A 19,300-nucleotide genomic window follows, 5' to 3' on the forward strand; every position below is an offset into this window, starting at 1 on the left:
GCACTCCTCAGTCGCGACTGTCAGCCGGGTCCAGGCCGAGCAGCGGGAACACCGCGTGCCGGGCGTCGCGGATCGCGGTGTCGACCGCGGAGGCGGTCACCCCCGACCAGCGCTCGAAGGACGGGTCGGCCCCGTCCGACATCGACGTCGGCATCGGCACGTTCTGAGCACGCCGGACGGCGTGCGCGATCCAATCCTCGGGGATGGTCGTCTCCGGCGCGATATCCCGGTTCAGCAGCGTCGCCAGCAGGTGCGTCCAGGCCCGCGGCACCACCCGGAACAGCGAGTAGCCCCCGCCGCCCAGCGCCAGCCACTTGCCGCCGGCGTAGCTCTCGGCCAGCTCGCGCAGGTCCTGGTAGGTCGCGCGCTGCGCGTCGACCGTCAGCGCCAGGTCGGCGAGCGGGTCGTCGCGGTGCGCGTCGGCCCCGCACTGGGTGACCAGCACCTGCGGCCGGAACTGGTCCAGCACCGACGGGACCACCGCGTGGAAGGCGCGGCGCCAGTCGGCGTCACCGGTGCCGGGCGGCAGCGGGATGTTGACCGCGCTGCCGTCGGCGTTGCCGCGCCCGACCTCGGTGGCGAAACCGGTTCCCGGCCACAGCGTCACCGGGTGCTGGTGCAGCGAGATCGTCATGACCCGCGGGTCGTCGTAGAAGGCCGCCTGCACCCCGTCGCCGTGGTGCACGTCGACGTCGAGGTAGGCGATGCGCTCCACGCCCTGCTCCAGCATCCAGGCGATGGCCACCGAGCAGTCGTTGTAGACGCAGAACCCGGCGGCGTGATCGGCCATCGCGTGGTGCAGGCCGCCGGCTATGTTGACCGCCCGGTCCGCCGCGCCCGAGACGATCTGCTCGGCGGCCTTGATCGACGCTCCCGCGATCAGGGCGGAGGCCTCGTGCATCCGGTCGAAGACCGGGTTGTCGTCGGTGCCCAGGCCGTGCCCGACCTCCCAGGCGCTCAGCGGTGCGGCGCGCACCGCGGCCATGTACTCGGCGGTGTGCACGCGCAGCAGGTCCTGCTCGGTGGCGGGCTCGGGCTTGATCGTCTCCACGCCGTCGAGGACGCCGAGCGCGTTGGCCAGCCGCATGGTCAGGTCCAGGCGGATCGGATGCAGCGGATGGTGCCCGCCCAGGTCGTACTCGAGCACCGACTCGTCCCAGACCACGGCCAACTGAGAACCCATGTGCGGGACGCTACCTCCCGGCAGCGCCCCGACACAGGGGCTCGACCGTCCGAAATGCCCGGCGGGATGGCGTGCGCGCCGAGGGCTCAGCCGGGCTCCGGCCCGGTCGCCGCCGGTCGTGACGGGTCCGCCGCCCAGTTCGACCACGAGCCCGCGTAGAGCGCGGCAGGCGCCTGGGCATCGGTGACGCCGGCGTGTTCCAGCGCCAGCAGCACCGAGCAGGCCGTGACGCCCGAGCCGCAGTAGGCGCCGACGGCGGTGTCACCGGTGACGCCCAGGTCGGCGAAGCGCTCGGCCAGCTCCGCGGGCAAACGCCACTTGCCGGTGGAACCGGTGTGCTCGCCGAACGGCGCGTTGCGCGCGCCCGGGACGTGCCCGGCCCGCGGGTCCATCGGTTCCACGTCGCCCCGGTAGCGCTCCGGGGCCCGGGCGTCGAGCAGCACGCCGTCGCGGGCCAGCGCAGCAGCCTGGTCGGCGTCGATCACAGGCATCGACCCGGGACGCACCCGGAACCCGCCATCACTCGGTCCGGGGACATCGGTGGTGGTCGGCTTGCCCTCGGCGGTCCACGCCGCGTAGCCGCCGTCGAGCACGGCCACCGACCGGTGCCCGGCCCAGCGCAGCAACCACCACGCGCGCGCCGCCGCCGAACCGTTGTCGGCGTCGTAGACCACGACAGGGCGGTCGGCATCGACCCCCGCACGGCGCAGCACCTCCTGCAGCGCGGCCGGATCGGGCAGCGGATGCCGCCCGGCCGGGCCGGGCTCGGCGGCCAGCTCGCCGTCCAGGTCCACGAAAACCGCTCCGGGCAAATGCCCCACCGCGTAGTCGTCGCGGCCCGGTGGACCGAGCAGGGACCACCGCACGTCCAACAGGGTCGGGTGCGGCTGGGCACCCAGTGCGGTCATGAGATCATCGGTACTGATCAAGGGATGCATGACGGCCTTTCGAAGCCCGCCGACGAGGTCGGTCGCTGATCCTGGCTGTCAACTCCCCGGCCACTGACCGTTGTCGCTGGCAGCGACTAGCATCGTGGTTGGGACTTGAATGGGGAGCCGACGTGAACGATCTCATCGATACCACTGAGATGTACCTCCGCACCATCTACGACCTCGAGGAAGAGGGCGTGGTGCCGCTGCGCGCGCGGATCGCCGAGCGCCTGGAGCAGAGCGGACCGACCGTCAGTCAGACGGTGGCCCGCATGGAGCGCGACGGCCTGCTCACGGTCGCCGAGGATCGCCACCTCGAGCTGACCAAGGCCGGCCGCGCCCGCGCGATCAGCGTGATGCGCAAGCACCGGCTCGCCGAGCGGCTCCTCGTCGACGTGATCGGTCTCGAGTGGGAGCACGTGCACAACGAGGCGTGCCGCTGGGAGCACGTGATGAGCGAGGCCGTCGAGCGCAAGCTCGTCAAGCTCCTCGGCGGCCCCACCACCTCCCCCTACGGCAACCCCATCCCCGGCCTGGACGACCTCGGCGTCGACCACGTCGACGGCGGCTCCGAGGGCGAGCTCCAGCGCGTCGATGAGATCGCCCGCAACGGCGGTGGCCGCGCGGTCATCCGCCGGATCTCCGAGCACGTGCAGCTGGACCCGGATCTGATGACCGACCTGAAGGAGGTCGGGGTCGTCCCGGGCAACGAGGTCGAGATCATGTCGGTGGTCGGGGCGAACAAGCCGATCGAGGTCCGGGGCCAGAGCGGTGCCGCCGAGCTGACCTCCAGCATCGCGCACGCGGTCATGGTGACGGCCAAGTGAACGTCTCCACCCGAGCGGCGGAGCTCTTCGCCGCCGAGCACGGCCGCGCGCCCAGCGCGGTGTGGTCCGCACCCGGCCGGGTCAACCTGATCGGCGAGCACACCGACTACAACGACGGTTTCGTGCTCCCGATGGCGATCCCGCACCGGGTCGCGGTGGCCCTGGGGCCGCGCGACGACCGCAAGCTCGTGGCCGCGACGTGGGGCGACGACGGTCAGCTCCACCAGGCGGACGAGCTGGTCGTCGACGACCTCCGGCCCGGCTCCTCCACCGGCTGGCAGGCGTTTCCCGCAGGCGTCGCATGGGCCCTGCGCGAAGCCGGCCACGCCGTCCCCGGCCTGAACCTGATGATCGTCGGTGACGTCCCCACCGGCGCCGGTCTGTCCTCCTCCCACGCGCTGCAGTGCGCCCTGGCGCTGGCGATGCTGGATCATCTTGGCCTGCCACCGGGCGATCCGGGCGCGCCGAGCCTGGCGGAGATCGCCCGGCTGGTGCAGCGCTCGGAAAACGACTACGTCGGGGCGCCCACCGGCCTGCTCGACCAGACGGCGTCGCTGCGCTGCGTCGAGTCCCACGTGCTGTTCTTCGACGTCCGCTCCGGCGACGCCGAGCAGGTCCCGTTCGACCCCCGCAGCGCGGGGCTCGAACTGCTCGTCATCGACACCCGCGCCAAGCACTCGCACAGCGAATCCGGCTACGGAGAACGCCGGAAGGGATGCGAGCGGGCGGCGGACCTGCTCGGGGTCAAGGCACTTCGGGACATCTCGGCGGCGCAGCTGCCTGCGGCGAACCAGAAGCTTCCGGACGAGCTTCAGCCGCTGGTCAAGCACGTGGTGACGGAGAACGAGCGGGTGCTGAGCACCGTCGAGCTGCTGCGTTCCGGCGGCTACGCCGAGGTCGGCCCGCTGCTCAACGCCTCCCACGCCAGCCTCCGCGACGACTACCGCGTCTCCTGCCTGGAACTCGACGTCGCAGTGGACGCAGCGGTGCAGGCCGGCGCACTGGGCGCGCGGATGATCGGCGGGGGCTTCGGCGGTTCGGCGATCGCCCTGATCCCCACTTCCGAGCGGGCCCGCGTCGAAGCGGCCGTCCGCGCCGCGTTCGCCGAGCGGAGCCTGACGGAACCGCGCGTGTTCATCGCGATACCCTCCGCCGGTGCGGGGCGGGACCGGTGACGACCCGGTCCTCGGCCACCGCTTCCCGCTGAGTCGATAGGTTCTCCCACGGAAGGCAGTGCGCAGTTGAAGCTCCTGGTCACAGGCGGTGCCGGTTACGTCGGAAGCGTGTGCGCGGCACGCCTGGTGGAAGCAGGCCACGAGGTCGTCGTGGTCGACGACCTGTCCACCGGGCACGCCGACGCGGTCCCGGACGGCTGCAAGTTCGTCGAGGCGGACATCGCCTCGGCGGCCGGTGAGCTGCTCGCCGAGCGGTTCGACGGCGTGCTGCACTTCGCGGCGAAGTCGCTCGTCGGCGAGTCGATGGAGCAGCCGCAGAAGTACTGGCAGGGCAACGTCGTGACGTCGCTGCGCCTGCTGGACGCGATGCGCGAACACGGCACGCCGCGCCTGGTGTTCTCCTCCACGGCGGCGACGTACGGCGAACCGGAGGCCTCCCCGATCACCGAGGACCTCCCGACGCGGCCCACCAACACCTACGGTGCGACCAAGCTGGCGATCGATCACGCGATCACGTCGTACGCGACCGCCCACGGCATCGGCGCGGTCAGCCTCCGGTACTTCAACGTCGCCGGTGCTCACGGCGCCTTCGGCGAGCGGCACGCCGTGGAGACCCACCTGATCCCGATCGTGCTGCAGGTGGCGCTGGGCCAGCGCGAGCAGGTGCAGATCTTCGGCGAGGACTGGCCCACCGCCGACGGCACCTGCGTCCGCGACTACATCCACGTCACCGACCTCGCCGACGCCCACCTGCTGGCGCTGGAAAACGCGACGAGCGGCCAGCACCGCATCTACAACCTGGGCAACGGCACGGGCTTCTCGGTCAAGCAGGTCATCGACACCTGCCGCGAGGTCACCGGGCACCCGATCCCCGCCGCCGTCGCGCCCCGCCGGGCCGGCGACCCCGCGACGCTGGTGGCCTCCAGCCGGCGCGCCCGGGACGAGCTGGGGTGGCAGCCCCAGCGAGCCGACCTCGGCGTGATCGTCGGTGACGCGTGGGAGTTCACCCGCGCCCGCCACGCGTCCTGAGCGCTTCTTCCGCTTCTTCGCGCACATCAGCAGGGTCCTTCCTCGTCGAGCAGGAGCTGGACGTCATCGGCCGAACCTCGGGCGATGCGGGCCAGCTCCGCCGGCGGGACCCCCGCGTCCAGCGCCCGCCGGAGCAGAACCCCGAGGTTGTGGTCGAGCTTGACCTTCTCGATGCGCTCCAGGGCGACGCTGGCCAGCGAGCCCTCGCCGCGGACGTAGGCCGAGAACGCCAGCAGCGCGGCGACTTCCACCACCTCGGGTTCGGGAGCCTTGCGCACGAGGGTGAGCCAGAGCTCCTCGGCCGGGCGCGCCAGCTCGGTCAGCGCCGCGCCGATGACGACGTCGCGGACCCCCACGTCCGACACCGCCTGCAGCACCCCGAGCAGGTCGTCCTCGGTGAGCGCCGAACCGGCCGCGATGCGCCGCATCGCGGCGAAGACCGTGCGCACGTCGCGGTCGTGGCGTGAGGGGTCGTAGGAGTCGATGGCGTCCTCGACGAGCGCGTCGAGCTTCGCCGACCAGCGGTTGAGCACTTCCGGTGATTCGGGCGCGACGAGCTCGCGCAGCTCGTCGCGGCTGCCGAAGGTGACGGCCCCCTCGGAGGCCATCAGCGCTCCCATGGGGGATTCCTTCGGGTCCGCGACGACGCCGCGGCAGTCCGGGTCGTAGTAGCACGTCCACGGCTCGCCGACCGCGATCTCCGGGACGTGCACCGCGTGGGCGGTGATGATTCCCGCCTGCAGCAACGTTTTCCGGAGGACTTCGACGACGTCGGCCAGCGGCGTGCCGGAGCCGTCGCCGGGGGTGTCGGTGGCGTGGCAGGAGCCGCCGCAGGTCTCCGGGCACGCGGCCAGGTTGGGCCGGTCCCCGATCACGACCATGAACACGCCTTCGGCCTGTTGTCGGCTCACGGGCCCGGTGAGCAGGAGTTCGCTGAACGTGCAGGCCTGCGAGGGGCACGGCAGGTCGACGCGCATGGTCGCGCCGAACCTCGGTGTCCCGGTCAGGTCGTGCATGGTGATCAGCACGAACGAGTCGGTCGGGTGGAAGCCGAGCATGTGCGGGATCGCGGCGAGCACGTCCCCGGGATCGCTCAGCGAGAGCTGGGTGTTCAATCGCGTCGTCATGTCCACCACGATGCGGACGAAAATGCCTCGGCCGAAAGGGAATTCGGCAATCTGCGGACAACTTCGTCCGCTGTGGACGAATCGGGGTTGAAACGCTTGAAATCACGCCGATCAGCGACGCCCGGTCAGGTCAAACTTCCACCGGACCGGGCATCACCCTCGGTCATGACAGCGGTTTTCGCGAAGAACCGTCACGAAATCCGCCCGACGACGGGCACCGAGATCCGCGTGCGCGCCAGGTCCAGCGCCAGCCCCGCTCCCGGACGCGGCCGCAGCGTGAAGTCGTGATCGCTGGAGAGCAGCACGACGCCGAGCCGGTGTCCCGGCGCGAACACGTAGTCGTCGGGCTGCATCCGCACGGTGATCTCGTACGGGCGGCCCGGTTCGATCGGCGTCGTCCGGTCCAGGGCCTCGCGGTTCTGCGGGTCCGCCCAGCCCCGGGTGACCACCGAGACCGACCCGTCCGGGGCCTGATCGACCAGCAGCGCGGTCACGTTGGCGGCAGGCCGGTCGAAGGTGAGCCCGAGCTCGGCGCGCACCTCGCCGCTGATCCGCGCGCGCTCGGCGAGCGGTTCGGTGAAGTAGGCCAGCCGGTTCGGCGAGCTCGGGGCGGCGGCGAGGTCCTCGGCCTTCTGCCCCGCGTCGTCGGTGAGCCCCTCCACGCCCTGCCGAACAGCGGTTCCGACGCTCAGACCGCCGCGCTGCGGGCCGCCCGCGGACGGGCGCAGCACCGTCTCGGCTGCGCCCGGAGCAGGCCATTCGGCCTCCTCGGTCCAGCTGCCGTCCTCGCGCTGGACCGTGGCGCGGGGCTCGTCCTCGACACCGTTGGGCACGCCGTGCAGGTAGCGGGTGAACCACCGGTTGAGGGTCCGCAGCCAGTCCTGCTCGCGCAGTTCGACGGGGTCGGTGTGGCCGGACTGGTGCCACCAGATCTTGTGCGGCACGTCGTGCTCCCGCAGCGCCTCGTACCACTGGGCGGCCTGGCGGGTCTTGACGTTCCAGTCGTTGAGCCCGTGCACCGACAGCACCGCCGCGTGCACCCGGTCGACGTCGTCGAGGTAGTTGCGCCGGTCCCAGAAGGGGCTGTAGTCGCCGGTGATCCGGTCCTGCTCGGCGGTGAGCCCGTCGATCACCGGCCGGCAGGGCTCGCGGTCGGCGCGGGTGTGGACGTACTCGGCCAGCACGTCGGCGTCCTCGCCCTGGTAACCGCCGGGTGCGACCACGGCGCCATCGGAGCGGTAGTAGTCGTACCAGTTCGAGATCGCCCCGATCGGCACGATCGCCTCCAGCCCGTCGACGCCGGTGGCGGCGACCGCGTTGGGCAGGGTCCCGTTGTAGGAGACGCCCATCATGCCGACCTTGCCGGTCGACCAGGTCGCGGGCACCTCGGCACCGGACGCGTCGCGGCCCGGTGCCCGGCCGTTGAGCCAGTCCACCACGGACTTCGCGCCGATCGTCTCGTTCTCGCCCCCGGTGGTCGGGCAACCGGTGGACTCGCCGGTGCCCAGCGACTCCGCGTAGACCACGGCGTAGCCCCTGGCCAGCAGGTACTGCTCGTAAGCCCAGTCGATGTCGGCGGCGGCCGCGATGCGCTCGTCACCGGCGGCGCTGAGCGTCGTCCGGGAACCGGAGCGCTCCGGCACGTGCAGCTCGGTGTCGACGTTGTGGTTGGGCACGTCGTTGCCGCCGGAGAAGTACGGGCTGGCCTGGTAGACCACCGGCACCCGCAGCCCCTGGTCGGACTCGGCGGGCCGGACCACCTGGACGTGCACCCGGTCCTGCTCGCCGTCGTGGTCGCTGTCGACGGGCGCGGTGACGAACAGGTCCTGCCGGACCGCGCGTGCCGGGTCGAACACCGGCTGCGCTTCACCGTCGGCGAACACCGGCCCCTGCGGTGGCTGGGCCGCCGCAAGAGAGCCGACCAGGGGCAGGGCGATGATCGCCGCGAGCAAACCCGTCCGAACGCGCCGCATGCAGGCTCCCGAAACTGGAAAAGGGGACGATATCGGCACTGTTCTTAGCGCGGATCGGCGAGTCAATCACCGATGCGGCGCGTTCCCGCCACAACCACCTGACCGGCAGTAAGGTCGAAGCATCCGAACGGAAGACCTAGGAGTGCTCATGTCGATTCCCTCCAGCGTGCTGACCTCGGCCGGGTTGATCGGTGGCTTCGCGGTGGCCCGCGCCTCGCAGCACCGGCACTGGGGCGGAGTCGTCGCGGCGGGCGCCGGTCTGGGAGCGATGGAGATCTGCCGACGCCGGGCCGGTGTCGTGCCCGCGCTGGCACTGGGCGCGACCTACGGGACCGCGCTCGCGGGGTCGCACCCGCTGGCCAAGAAGATCGGTGCCTGGCCGTCGGTGTTCGCCGTGACCGCGGCGACGGCCACCGCGGCGCACCTGCTCACCCGCCGCTGAGGAACTCCTCGAAGGTCACCCGGCCCACCGCGCGGTCCGGGACGAGGTTCGCCCCGGACCGCAGCGCCCGGAACGTCGAGCCCGGCGGGCGCAGTCGCAGCACCCTCCGGCTCAGGCCGTTGGCCTGGAAGTACGCCCTGGTCAGGTCCTCGTGGGTGCGCACCTGCGGGCCACCCATGTCCGCCACGCGCCCCGCCGCGTCGCCGCGGGCCAGCTCGGCCAGCCGCTCGGCGACGTCGCGCACCGAGATCGGCTGGAACCGCACGCCGGACAGCGCCGCCACCAGCGGCGAACGGCGCTGCACCGAGCTGAACCTGGCGACGAGGTCGTGGAACTGGGTGGTGCGCAGGATCGTCCACGGCAGGCCGGATTCGCCGATCAGCCGCTCGGATTCGAGCTTGGCCCGGTAGTAGGACAACGGGATCCGGTCGATGCCGACGATGGAGATGTAGACCACGTGCGGCCGGCCGGAGCGGCGGGCGAGATCGACCAGGTTCCGGGTGGCCTGCACGTCGTGGCCGCTGTTGGTGGTCGCGCAGTGCACGATCACGTCCGCGCCCGCGACCGCGTCGGCGACGCCCTGCCGGGTGCGCAGGTCGCCGACCACCCTCCCGATGCCCGGACGGCGGCTGAGCACCGTCGCGTCCTCGTCGTCCGCCCGCAATCGGCGCACGAGCGCGCCACCCAGCGTTCCGGTCCCGCCGGTGACCAAGATCGACTTCCCCACGCCGCGCTCCTCTCCTCGAAGTCTCACCGGTCAGACGAGCCGGGAGCCGTGAACGTGACGCCATGACCAGCGCATTCGGTGACCCAGGTCATAGAGGCGCCGTGCGGTGCGGATTCGACCGCAGGTCGTGCTCACACCGGCCCGCCACAACGACTAGGCTGTTTCCTGCTCGTTACCCGATACGGCGAAGGATTCACCGGTGCCCGATCCAGCTTCAACCATCGAAGAGCTGACCGCCCAGCGCGACCGCGCCCGCCAGGAGTTCGCAGACCTCGTGGCGCGTGGCCTGAAACTGGATATCACCCGAGGAAAGCCCTCGCCGAAGCAACTCGACCTCTCCAACGAGCTGCTCGACCTCGGCAGCGGGACCGACGCCGACGGCGCCGACCTGCGCAACTACGGCGGCCTCAACGGCCTGCCCGAACTGCGCCGGATCTTCAGCACCGACCTGCAGGTGCCGGTCGAGCAGCTGCTCGCGGCCGGCAACTCCAGCCTCGAGCTGATGCACGACGCGCTGGTCTTCGCGCTGCTCAACGGCGTTCCCGGCGGCTCACAGCGCTGGGTCGCCGAGCCGGAGATCGCGTTCCTGTGCCCGGTTCCCGGTTACGACCGCCACTTCGCGCTCTCCGAGCGCCTCGGCATCAAGATGATCACCGTTCCGATGACCTCGGACGGCCCCGACATGGACGTCGTCGAGCGGCTCGTCGCCGAGGACTCCCGGATCAAGGGCATCTGGTGCGTGCCGAAGTACAGCAACCCGGACGGCACCGTCTACTCCGACGACACCGTGCGGCGGCTGGCCGCGATGCGCACCGCGGCCCCGGACTTCCGGATCTTCTGGGACAACGCCTACGCGGTGCACCACCTCACCGACGACGAAGCCGAGATCGCCGACCTGCTGGCGCTGTGCGCCGAGAACGGCAACCCGGACCGCGCGCTGGTGTTCGGCTCCACCTCGAAGATCACCTTCGCGGGCGCGGGCGTGGCGTTCTTCGGCTCCTCCCCCGCCAACATCGAGTGGTGGCTGGCGTCGACCTCCAAGCGCAGCATCGGCCCGAACAAGGTCAACCAGCGGGCGCACGCCCGGCTGCTGGGCGACCGCGACGGGTTGCGCGCGCACATGCGCAAGCACGCCGCGCTGATCCGGCCCAAGTTCGAAGCCGTGGACAAGATCCTCAGCGCCGAGCTGGGCGGGACCGGTCTCGCCCGCTGGAGCAACCCGGCCGGCGGCTACTTCATCAGCCTGGAGGTTCCCGAGGGCTGTGCGAAGGCCGTCGTCGCCAAGGCCAAGGAAGCCGGCATCGCGCTCACCCCGGCCGGGTCGACCCACCCCTACGGTGACGACCCGTCCGACTCGGTGATCCGCGTCGCGCCGACCTTCCCGGAGCTCGCCGACGTCGAGGCCGCCACCGCGGGCCTGGCCGTCTGCGTCCGCCTGGTCGCCACCGAGAAGCTGCTGGCGGACAAGCAGTCCTGACCCCGAACGTGAAGAAGGCCGGTGCGGTTCCTCGGGAACCGCACCGGCCTTTTTCACCGCGATCAGCCGGAGCTCTCACCCTCCAGCACCAACGGCCAGGCGTCCTCGTAGACGACACCGGGCTCCGGCGGGATGGGATCTCCGGTCTCCGGGTCCACGCAGCCGAGGTCGAACGCCTCGGCCGCGGTGACCGGTGAGATCACACCGCCCTCGATGAACCAGCCGTACACGTGCTTGACCAGCACGTCCTCGCCGCGCGCATCGGTGAACGCGACCTCCTCGCTCAGCGAGTGCAGGACGAGCGACACCGCCGCCTCCTCGTCCAGCAGCTCGTCGAGGTACTGCTCGGCCTCGGGGTCCTCCAGCGCCAGGTCCCCGGCCAAATCGATCGCCGCCAGGGTGGTCACGGATCGTTCCGGGTCCGGGAGCCCGGTGACGGTCAGGACGTGAATCCCCGGTGCCGCGAAGAGAATCGCGTTCTTCATCAGGTTGCGTGCCCGCATCTGCACCTCCGCTTGTTCGGTGCGGATGAGCGTGCCGAACAAGCGCGGCCCCGCCGGGTTCTTCCGGAGCCCGCTTCGCCGGACTCCCCCGGCCGTGAACGCCTCACCTGGACAAACGCGAACACCGTTGACACGAAAGAAGTCCGGGGCGGGTGTGTTGGTCACACCCGCCCCGGACTTCGGTCATTCAGCTCTCAGGCTCAGCTGCAGCCCGAGGTGGAGCCGCAGCCCTCGCAGAGGTAGCAGGAGCCGGACGGGCGCATCTTCGTGCCGCAGGTCATGCACAGCGGCGCGTCAGCGGCCTTGCCCAGCTGCAGCTCGAGCAGCTCGGTGGAGCTGCCCGCGCGGACCTCCTCCTTGGACTCGGACTTCTCCTCGGCCTTCGCGTAGTCCACCGTGGACCGCATGGTGTCCAGGTCGACGTTGTCCGACGCCGGAGCCGGTTCCGCGTTGTTGACCTGGGCTTCCCGCTCGTCCACGGTGAAGATGCCCAGCTGGGCGCGCTTCTCGTAGGGCAGGTAGTCCAGCGCCAGGCGGCGGAACAGGTAGTCCAGGACGCTGCTGGCCATCCGGATGTCCGGGTCGTCGGTCATGCCGGCCGGCTCGAAGCGCAGGTTCTGGAACTTCGAGACGTAGAACTCCAGCGGGATGCCGTACTGCAGACCCACCGAGATCGACATCGAGAAGGCGTCCATCACACCGGCCAGGGTCGAGCCCTGCTTGCCGAGCTTGACGAAGATCTCGCCCAGCCCGTCGTCCGGGTACGAACCGGCGTGCAGGTAGCCCTCGGCACCGCCGACGGTGAACGAGACCGTCTGGCTCGGGCGCTTCTTCGGCAGGCGCTTGCGGACCGGGCGGTACTCGATCTGCTTCTCGACCGCCTTCTCCGACTCGCCCTTGTCGCCCTTGCCCGCCGACAGCGGCTGGCCGACCTTGCAGTTGTCGCGGTAGATCGCCAGCGCCTTCAGGCCCAGCTTCCAGCCCTCGAAGTAGAGCTCCTCGACCTCTTCGACGGTCGCCGACTCCGGCATGTTGACCGTCTTGGAGATCGCGCCGGAGATGAACGGCTGCACCGCGGCCATCATCCGGACGTGGCCCATCGGCGCGATCGAGCGCTCGCCCATCGCGCAGTCGAAGACCTCGTAGTGCTCCGGGCGCAGACCCGGCGCGTCGATGACGTGGCCGTGCTCGGCGATGTACTCGACGATCGCCTCGATCTGCTCCTCCTGGTAGCCCAGGGCCTGCAGAGCGCGCGGCACCGTCTGGTTGACGATCTGCATCGAGCCGCCGCCGACCAGCTTCTTGAACTTCACCAGCGCCAGGTCGGGCTCGACACCGGTGGTGTCGCAGTCCATCATCAGGCCGATGGTGCCGGTCGGGGCCAGCACCGACGCCTGGGCGTTGCGCCAGCCGTTGCGGCCACCGATCTCCAGACCCTGCTGCCAGACCTCGGTGGCCAGCTTGTGCACGGTCTTGTCGTTGTGGTGGTAGGTGCGCACCAGGTCGTTGGCCGCGGCGTGCTTGCGCATGACCCGCTGGTGGCCCTCGGCGTTGCGGGCGTAGCCCTCGTACGGGCCCACGACACCGGCCAGCTCCGCCGAGCGCTTGTAGGCGGTGCCGGTCATCAGCGAGGTGATCGCCCCGGCCAGCGCACGACCGCCGTCGGAGTCGTAGGCGTGGCCGGTGGCCATCAGCAGCGCGCCGAGGTTGGCGTAGCCGATGCCCAGCTGGCGGAACTTGCGGGTGGTGACACCGATCGACTCGGTCGGGAAGTCGGCGAAGCAGATCGAGATGTCCATCGCGGTGATGACGAACTCGACGGCCTTGGAGAACAGCTCGGCGTCGAAGGTCAGGTCATCGCGCAGGAACTTCATGAGGTTCAGCGACGCCAGGTTGCAGCTGGAGTTGTCCAGGTGCATGTACTCCGAGCACGGGTTGGACGCGGTGATCCGGCCCGTCTCCGGCGAGGTGTGCCAGTCGTTGATCGTGTCGTCGTACTGGATGCCCGGGTCGGCGCACTCCCACGCGGCCTTGGCCATCTTGCGGAACAGCTCGCGGCCCTTGACGGTGCTGATCACCTCGCCGTCGGTGCGGGACCGCAGGCCGAAGTCGCTGTCGCTCTCGACCGAGCGCATGAACTCGTCGGAGACGCGCACCGAGTTGTTCGCGTTCTGGTACTGCACCGAGTTCGAGTCCGCGCCGCCCAGGTCCATGTCGAAACCGGCGTCGCGCAGCGCGCGGATCTTGTGCTCCTCGCGCGACTTGGTCTCGATGAACTCCTCGACGTCGGGGTGGTCGACGTCGAGGACGACCATCTTGGCCGCGCGGCGGGTCGCGCCACCGGACTTGATGGTGCCCGCGGAGGCGTCCGCACCGCGCATGAACGACACCGGGCCGGAGGCCGTGCCGCCGGAGGACAGCAGCTCCTTGGAGGAGCGGATGCGGGACAGGTTCAGGCCGGCGCCGGAACCGCCCTTGAAGATCAGGCCCTCTTCCTTGTACCAGTCGAGGATCGACTCCATCGTGTCGTCGACCGACAGGATGAAGCAGGCCGAGACCTGCTGGCGGGAGCTGGTGCCCACGTTGAACCAGACCGGCGAGTTGAAGCTGAAGACCTGGTGCAGAAGCATGTAGGTCAGCTCGTGCTCGAAGATCTCGGCATCGGCGTCGGTGGCGAAGTAGCCGTTCTCGACGCCGGAGGCGACGTAGGTCTTGACGACCCGGTCGATCAGCTGCCGCAGGCTGCTCTCGCGCTCATCGGTGCCCACCGCACCGCGGAAGTACTTGCTGGTGACGATGTTGACCGCGTTCAACGACCAGAAGTCGGGGAACTCGACCCCGCGCTGCTCGAAGTTGACCGACCCGTCCCGCCAGTTGGTCATCACCACATCGCGGCGCTCCCACTTCACCTCGTCGTAGGGGTGCACCCCCTCGGTGGTGTAGACGCGCTCCACCCGGATGCCCTCGCGGGCACCTGCTTCCGGCTCCCCCGCTGCGCCGGCCGGGCTACCGACGGTCTCTGTCATGACCTGCCCCTTTTCGTTCTTCATCGCTCGCTCAGTCGATCGCGTTGTGTCGGCCCCGTCCGGGCTCCCCGTCCGGTTCGGTCGCGGCTCTGTTCTCTTCGGCGTGCCCGCCCGGGACGCCGAATGGCGTTTCGCGCTTCCGCCCCCTCTGCGGGACGCGCGCCGTCGCGGCTTGCTCAACCGCCGCTCTCCACGTCTCGTTGCTCGCCGTCCCGCTGGGTCTCCCTCGCGGCCCGCAGGTCGGCTATTTCCTTCTCGAAGTCCTCCACCGAGGAGTACGCGCGGTAGACGCTGGCGAAGCGCAGGTAGGCGACTTCGTCCAGCTCCCGCAGCGGACCGAGGATGGCCAGCCCGACCTCGTGGCTGGGCAGCTCGGCGATGCCGGAGGACCGGATCGCCTCCTCCACCTGCTGCGCCAACTGCTGCAGCGCGTCCTCTTCTACCGGACGCCCCTGACAGGCCCGGCGCACGCCGGTCACCACCTTGTCCCGGCTGAAGGGTTCGGTGACGCCCGACCGCTTCACGACCGACAACACCAGTTCTTCGATCGTCGTGAACCGCCGACCGCACGCCGAGCAGGACCGCCGACGACGGATCGCCTGGCCGTCCTCGACCTCGCGCGAGTCCACGACCCTGGAGTCATCGCCGCGGCAGAACGGGCACCGCACCGGCCATGCACCCCCTTCCCCCTGGGCGGCCGCCGACCGACTCCCACCGGCCCGCGACCACGTACGCCCATGGAGTACCCGGAAGACCGGAAGCCCAATCTATGGACTAACCACATGGACGTAACTACTAGATGTTGTGGTCGACTTTAAACCCGCGTCTGACCGCGTTGCAAACCGACACACCCTTATCGCCCGGCCGGATGACGCTCCCCTCGCGCCAGCTGCGAAAACCCGGCGAACCACAACATCTAGTGGCTCGGTCAGCTACCGACCGGCACCACCAGGTGACGCCCCGCTTCGGCGGACGCGCCCCCGAGACCGTTGAGCTCGACGATGCGGTCGACCACCGCGCGGGGGTCCTGGCCGGGCGCCATCCGCGTCGCGATGCCCCAGAGAGTGTCCCCCGTTCGCACCTGCACGACGGTGGTACCTCCGGTCACCGGCGCGTCGCCCGCGCCGAACAGCCCCACCATCAGCACGACCAGGAAGGTCGCGGCCGCGACGCCGCCGAGCACGACCCACTCGCCGGCTCTGCCGATCTCGCGCACCGGCCGCGCGCACGATCTGGACCCGCCGACCCGGCCGCGACCGGCCACCTGGATCACCCGCCCATGTGGGCGACGGTCCGCGGTGCGCCGGCGGGGCGACACGATCGGTTCGACTTCCGGCCGCACGGCGAGCGTTTCCCGCTCAACCGGCCGAACTCGCCGTACTGTGTCGATGAACGTGGTCATGTCGCCTCCCGCGCGGAAAACCATGATCGAAAGGTTGTTCGATCGAACCTCCGTGCGATTGTGTACCAAGAGTGGCCTTCAACGCGAGACCCCCGCCTGAAATTAACTCGAACAGGTGTTTGATCTCCGTGTTTGTCCCGTCTACTGTGGAAAGCGAGCGGCGAATCGCCGTCTCCGGCGACCGGAGCCGGGGCGACGCACCGCTCGACCCACACCAGCACCGCAGTTCACACGGATTCAGGAGGCAGCGGTGGCGACGAATGCGACCGGCTCTGTCGGGGGCCGCGTACACGACATCAAGGACTCCCCTGCCGAGGTGGACACCGTGCCGGAACAGGCCACCGCGGCCGAGGAGCTCAGCGACCGCCAGCTGAAGGTCCTCGAGGCCATCCGGGAGTGGATGAGCGAGCACGGCTACCCACCGAGCGTCCGGGAGATCGGCGACGCGGTCGGCCTAACCTCCACCTCGTCGGTGGCCTACCAGCTGCGCGTGCTGGAGCGGAAGGGCTTCCTCCGCCGCGACCCGCACCGCCCGCGCACCGTGGGCGTGCTCGTCGGCGGCGAGACCGAGAACGAGGCCCAGGCCAAGCCGGCCTACGTGCCGGTCGTCGGCCGCATCGCGGCCGGTGGGCCGATCCTCGCCGAGGAGTCGATCGAGGACGTCTTCCCGCTGCCGAAGGAGATCGTCGGCGACGGGACCCTGTTCCTGCTCAAGGTCGTCGGCGACTCGATGGTCGACCTGGCGATCACCGACGGGGACTGGGTCGCGGTGCGCCAGCAGCCCGAGGCCGACAACGGTGAGGTCGTCGCGGCGATGATCGACGGCGAGGCCACGGTCAAGACGCTCAAGCGCACCGACGATCACGTCTGGCTGATGCCGCACAACTCGGCCTACGAGCCCATCCTCGGTGACGACGCCCAGATCCTCGGCAAGGTCGTCGCGGTCCTGCGCCGCCTCTGACCGAAGACTCCGACAGCGGTCAGCAGTCCGCTCCGGGCCGGTTCCGCTCCGGAGCGGGGTGTCAGGAACGCCTGCGGCGCCAGCCCACCAGGTACACCAGCAGGGCGGCGATGACCCCGGCGAAGAGCAGCGAGCGCCCGGTGGACATGCCGTCCTCGTTCGCCGGCTGATCCTGATCGGACTGTGCCTGGTCGCCGCCACCGGGTGCCGGGTTCGCCTCGGTCTCGTCGGACGGTCCTCCGTCCGCGCCGGAGACGCGGCGAATCGGCTCGTTGCCCTCCGAACCCGACAGCAGCCCGCCGTCGGGTTCCCAGGCGATGGCCTCGCCCTGTTCCTCGTTCGGCAGCGGGATGCGGACGGGTTCGCCGCGGAGCGCCTCGAGCACATCGGCGTTGGGCGAGCGGTACACGTAGGCCTCGGTGTAGGTGCGCAGCGCGACCAGCGTGCCATCGGCGCTCACCGAACCGCCGGTGACCAGAACCGATCCCATCGATCCGTCCAGCGGCCCGCCGGGCGTCTTGGTCGCGCGCAACGACACGGTGCCGACCCGCTCCATCGGGACGGTCGCGTTCGGGTCCAGCGGTTGCGCGGGCCGGTAGACGCCCGCCCAGCCGAGCGGTTCCTTGGTGACGAGGTAGGGCACTCCCGCGCGATCGAGCAGAAGCGCCTCGGCGTCGTGCGGGCTGTCCGGGTACGACATCCGGTACAGCGTCGAGCCGCCGCCCGGGGGCACCACGTGCAGCGCGACGGTCTTCCGGTCGTGCCGGTTGTCGCCGGTGTCGGCGAGCCACACCGACCCGTCCGGCGCCAGCGCCAGGTCCTCGACGTCGTAGGGGTCGACCGGGCTGGTGCGCTCGGACACGACCTCGCAGGTCTGCGGGTCGAGCACGAACACCTGCACCGCCGATCCGCCGTCGCCGACGGCGTACCAGTGGCTGCCGTCGGAGGCCAGGCCCGACAGCTCGGCCAGATCGGAGTCCTCGACGTCGCACACGTCGACCGGTGCCGACTGCGCGTGCGCGGGCATGCCGGTGACGATCACGCACGCGGCGAGCAGCGCGGCCCCGGTCAGGCCGCTGGCTCGGTCAGGCCGCACCGTCGGCCGCGAACGGCTCGATCAGCGAGGCCAGGTCCGGGCGGACCTTGGCCTGGATGCGGGTGCCCTCCGGCGTGTGCTCCTCGACGACGACCTCGCCGTCGTTGTGCAGCCGCGCCACGAGGTCGCCCCGGGTGTAGGGGATCAGGGCGTTGACGAACAGCTCCGGGCGGGGCAGCCGGTCGGCGATGATCTCGCGCAGGCCCTCGATGCCCTTGCCGCTGTGCGCGGAGACGAACACGGCTTCCGGGAGCAGGCGGCGCAGCTCGGCCATCCTGGTCGCGTCCACCGAGTCGATCTTGTTGACGACCAGCAGTTCCGGCGGCATCTCCGAGGCGTGCTCCTCGGAGATCTCGCTGAGCACCTCGCGCACGGCGGCGACCTGCTCGTGCGGCGAGGACTCGGAGCCGTCGACGACGTGGACCAGCAGGTCGGCGCTGGCGACCTCCTCCAGGGTGGAGCGGAACGCCTCGACGAGCTGGTGCGGCAGGTGCCGGACGAACCCGACGGTGTCGGTGAGCGTGTGCGGCCTGCCGTCCGGGGTGACCGCCTTGCGGGTGGTCGGGTCGAGGGTGGCGAACAGCGCGTCCTCGACCAGCACGCCGGCGCCGGTCAGGGCGTTGAGCAGGCTGGACTTGCCGGCGTTGGTGTAGCCGGCGATGGCCACGCCCGGGACCTCGTTGGACTCGCGGCGGCTGCGCTTGGTGCCGCGGACGGTCTTCATCGCCGCGAGTTCCTTGCGCAGCTTGCTGATGCGCTTGTGCACGCTCCGGCGGTCGGTCTCCAGCTTGGTCTCACCGGGACCGCGGGTGCCCACGCCGCCGTTGGCGCCCGCCCGGCCACCGGCCTGACGGGACATCGTTTCACCCCAACCGCGCAGGCGCGGCAGGAAGTACTGCAGCTGGGCCAGCTCGACCTGCGCCTTGCCCTCCTTGGAGCGCGCGTGCTGGGCGAAGATGTCGAGGATCAGCGCGGTCCGGTCGACGACCTTGACCTTGAGCTTCTCCTCCAGCTGCCGCAGCTGGCCGGGCGAGAGCTCACCGTCGCAGATGACGGTGTCGGCGCCGTGCGAGGCGACCAGGTCGCGCAGCTCGCGGACCTTGCCGGAGCCGATGTAGGTGCCCGGGTCGGGCCGGTCGCGGCGCTGGATGATGCCGTCGAGCACCTCCGACCCCGCGGTCTCGGCGAGGCGCGCGAGCTCGGCCAGCGAGGCGTCGGCGTGCTCGGCGTCGCCTTCGGTCCACACGCCCACGAGCACGACGCGCTCCAGGCGCAGCCGCCGGTACTCGACCTCGGTGATGTCCTCGAGCTCGGTGGACAGACCCGAGATCCGCCGGAGGGACGCGCGTTCCTCCAGCTCCATCTCGCCGGTGGACGGCTCGTCCCCGTCGAGGATGGGTTCGAAATCGTCGACGTCGGCCAG

17 protein-coding genes are annotated in these 19,300 nt (G+C 70.6%); 6 read left to right on the forward strand and 11 right to left on the reverse strand.

Translation table 11 applies throughout. The features are described from left to right. Window positions 1-7 precede the first annotated feature (7 nt). A complete protein-coding gene (locus tag BM424_RS12695; protein ID WP_093416582.1) occupies window positions 8-1,183 on the reverse strand; it encodes an acetoin utilization protein AcuC in 1,176 nt (391 codons plus the stop codon). An 86-nt stretch (window positions 1,184-1,269) separates the two neighbouring features. Continuing rightward, window positions 1,270-2,121, reverse strand: coding sequence for a sulfurtransferase (locus tag BM424_RS12700; RefSeq protein WP_093416585.1), 852 nt, complete (start codon window positions 2,119-2,121; stop codon window positions 1,270-1,272). A gap of 122 nt (window positions 2,122-2,243) precedes the next feature. On the opposite strand from BM424_RS12700, the gene BM424_RS12705 reads away from it, so the two are divergent. From BM424_RS12705 to galE, 3 genes are all read left to right on the forward strand, one after another. Beyond that, window positions 2,244-2,939: an iron-dependent transcriptional repressor DtxR gene (locus tag BM424_RS12705; RefSeq protein ID WP_093416588.1), complete on the forward strand. Its 696-nt coding sequence runs from the start codon at window positions 2,244-2,246 to the stop codon at window positions 2,937-2,939. Continuing rightward, window positions 2,936-4,114 (forward strand): galactokinase, encoded by a 1,179-nt coding sequence (gene galK, locus BM424_RS12710; RefSeq protein ID WP_093416590.1) that lies wholly within the window; start codon window positions 2,936-2,938, stop codon window positions 4,112-4,114. Before BM424_RS12705 ends, galK begins: the two co-directional genes overlap by 4 nt. Before the next feature lie 66 nt (window positions 4,115-4,180). Next, window positions 4,181-5,143, forward strand: a complete 963-nt coding sequence (gene galE, locus BM424_RS12715) for a UDP-glucose 4-epimerase GalE (protein ID WP_093416593.1) — start codon at window positions 4,181-4,183, stop codon at window positions 5,141-5,143. A gap of 26 nt (window positions 5,144-5,169) precedes the next feature. Here the strand turns inward: galE and BM424_RS12720 are convergent, their stop codons facing one another. Further along, window positions 5,170-6,270, reverse strand: a complete 1,101-nt coding sequence (locus tag BM424_RS12720) for a DUF4192 domain-containing protein (protein WP_139274058.1) — start codon at window positions 6,268-6,270, stop codon at window positions 5,170-5,172. Between the two features lie 191 nt (window positions 6,271-6,461). Beyond that, window positions 6,462-8,243 carry a Xaa-Pro dipeptidyl-peptidase gene (locus BM424_RS12725; protein ID WP_093416599.1) on the reverse strand — a complete coding sequence of 594 codons (1,782 nt, stop codon included), beginning with the start codon at window positions 8,241-8,243 and terminating at the stop codon, window positions 6,462-6,464. 148 nt (window positions 8,244-8,391) lie between these two features. On the opposite strand from BM424_RS12725, the gene BM424_RS12730 reads away from it, so the two are divergent. Beyond that, the gene (locus tag BM424_RS12730) at window positions 8,392-8,685 is read left to right on the forward strand and encodes a hypothetical protein (RefSeq protein ID WP_093416601.1); all 294 of its coding nucleotides are present in this window, start codon (window positions 8,392-8,394) and stop codon (window positions 8,683-8,685) included. Here BM424_RS12730 and BM424_RS12735 read toward each other — a convergent pair. Continuing rightward, window positions 8,672-9,412 carry an SDR family oxidoreductase gene (locus BM424_RS12735; RefSeq protein WP_093416604.1) on the reverse strand — a complete coding sequence of 247 codons (741 nt, stop codon included), beginning with the start codon at window positions 9,410-9,412 and terminating at the stop codon, window positions 8,672-8,674. The genes BM424_RS12730 and BM424_RS12735 overlap by 14 nt on opposite strands. A gap of 199 nt (window positions 9,413-9,611) precedes the next feature. Here BM424_RS12735 and BM424_RS12740 point away from each other — a divergent pair, with 199 nt between their 5' ends. After that, window positions 9,612-10,889 (forward strand): aspartate aminotransferase type Ic, encoded by a 1,278-nt coding sequence (locus tag BM424_RS12740; RefSeq protein ID WP_093416607.1) that lies wholly within the window; start codon window positions 9,612-9,614, stop codon window positions 10,887-10,889. A gap of 62 nt (window positions 10,890-10,951) precedes the next feature. On the opposite strand, the gene BM424_RS12745 is transcribed toward BM424_RS12740, so the two are convergent. From BM424_RS12745 to BM424_RS29460, 4 genes are all read right to left on the reverse strand, one after another. After that, complete coding sequence (locus BM424_RS12745) at window positions 10,952-11,392, reverse strand: hypothetical protein (RefSeq protein ID WP_139274059.1); 441 nt, start codon at window positions 11,390-11,392, stop codon at window positions 10,952-10,954. Window positions 11,393-11,592: 200 nt separating this feature from the next. Then, window positions 11,593-14,418 (reverse strand): vitamin B12-dependent ribonucleotide reductase, encoded by a 2,826-nt coding sequence (locus BM424_RS12750; RefSeq protein WP_093417062.1) that lies wholly within the window; start codon window positions 14,416-14,418, stop codon window positions 11,593-11,595. A gap of 176 nt (window positions 14,419-14,594) precedes the next feature. Further along, window positions 14,595-15,086 carry a transcriptional regulator NrdR gene (nrdR, locus tag BM424_RS12755; RefSeq protein WP_093416612.1) on the reverse strand — a complete coding sequence of 164 codons (492 nt, stop codon included), beginning with the start codon at window positions 15,084-15,086 and terminating at the stop codon, window positions 14,595-14,597. Between the two features lie 260 nt (window positions 15,087-15,346). Then, window positions 15,347-15,820, reverse strand: coding sequence for a LysM peptidoglycan-binding domain-containing protein (locus BM424_RS29460; protein WP_245775801.1), 474 nt, complete (start codon window positions 15,818-15,820; stop codon window positions 15,347-15,349). A gap of 250 nt (window positions 15,821-16,070) precedes the next feature. Here BM424_RS29460 and lexA point away from each other — a divergent pair, with 250 nt between their 5' ends. Beyond that, window positions 16,071-16,781, forward strand: a complete 711-nt coding sequence (gene lexA / locus BM424_RS12765) for a transcriptional repressor LexA (protein ID WP_093416615.1) — start codon at window positions 16,071-16,073, stop codon at window positions 16,779-16,781. A gap of 61 nt (window positions 16,782-16,842) precedes the next feature. Here the strand turns inward: lexA and BM424_RS12770 are convergent, their stop codons facing one another. Further along, the gene (locus tag BM424_RS12770; RefSeq protein ID WP_093416618.1) at window positions 16,843-17,877 is read right to left on the reverse strand and encodes an NHL repeat-containing protein; all 1,035 of its coding nucleotides are present in this window, start codon (window positions 17,875-17,877) and stop codon (window positions 16,843-16,845) included. Then, window positions 17,867-19,240 (reverse strand): GTPase HflX, encoded by a 1,374-nt coding sequence (hflX, locus tag BM424_RS12775; RefSeq protein WP_245775829.1) that lies wholly within the window; start codon window positions 19,238-19,240, stop codon window positions 17,867-17,869. The genes BM424_RS12770 and hflX overlap by 11 nt, the downstream gene beginning before the upstream one ends. Window positions 19,241-19,300 lie beyond the last annotated feature (60 nt).

It is taken from the genome of Saccharopolyspora flava (assembly GCF_900116135.1).
GTDB lineage: Bacteria > Actinomycetota > Actinomycetes > Mycobacteriales > Pseudonocardiaceae > Saccharopolyspora > Saccharopolyspora flava.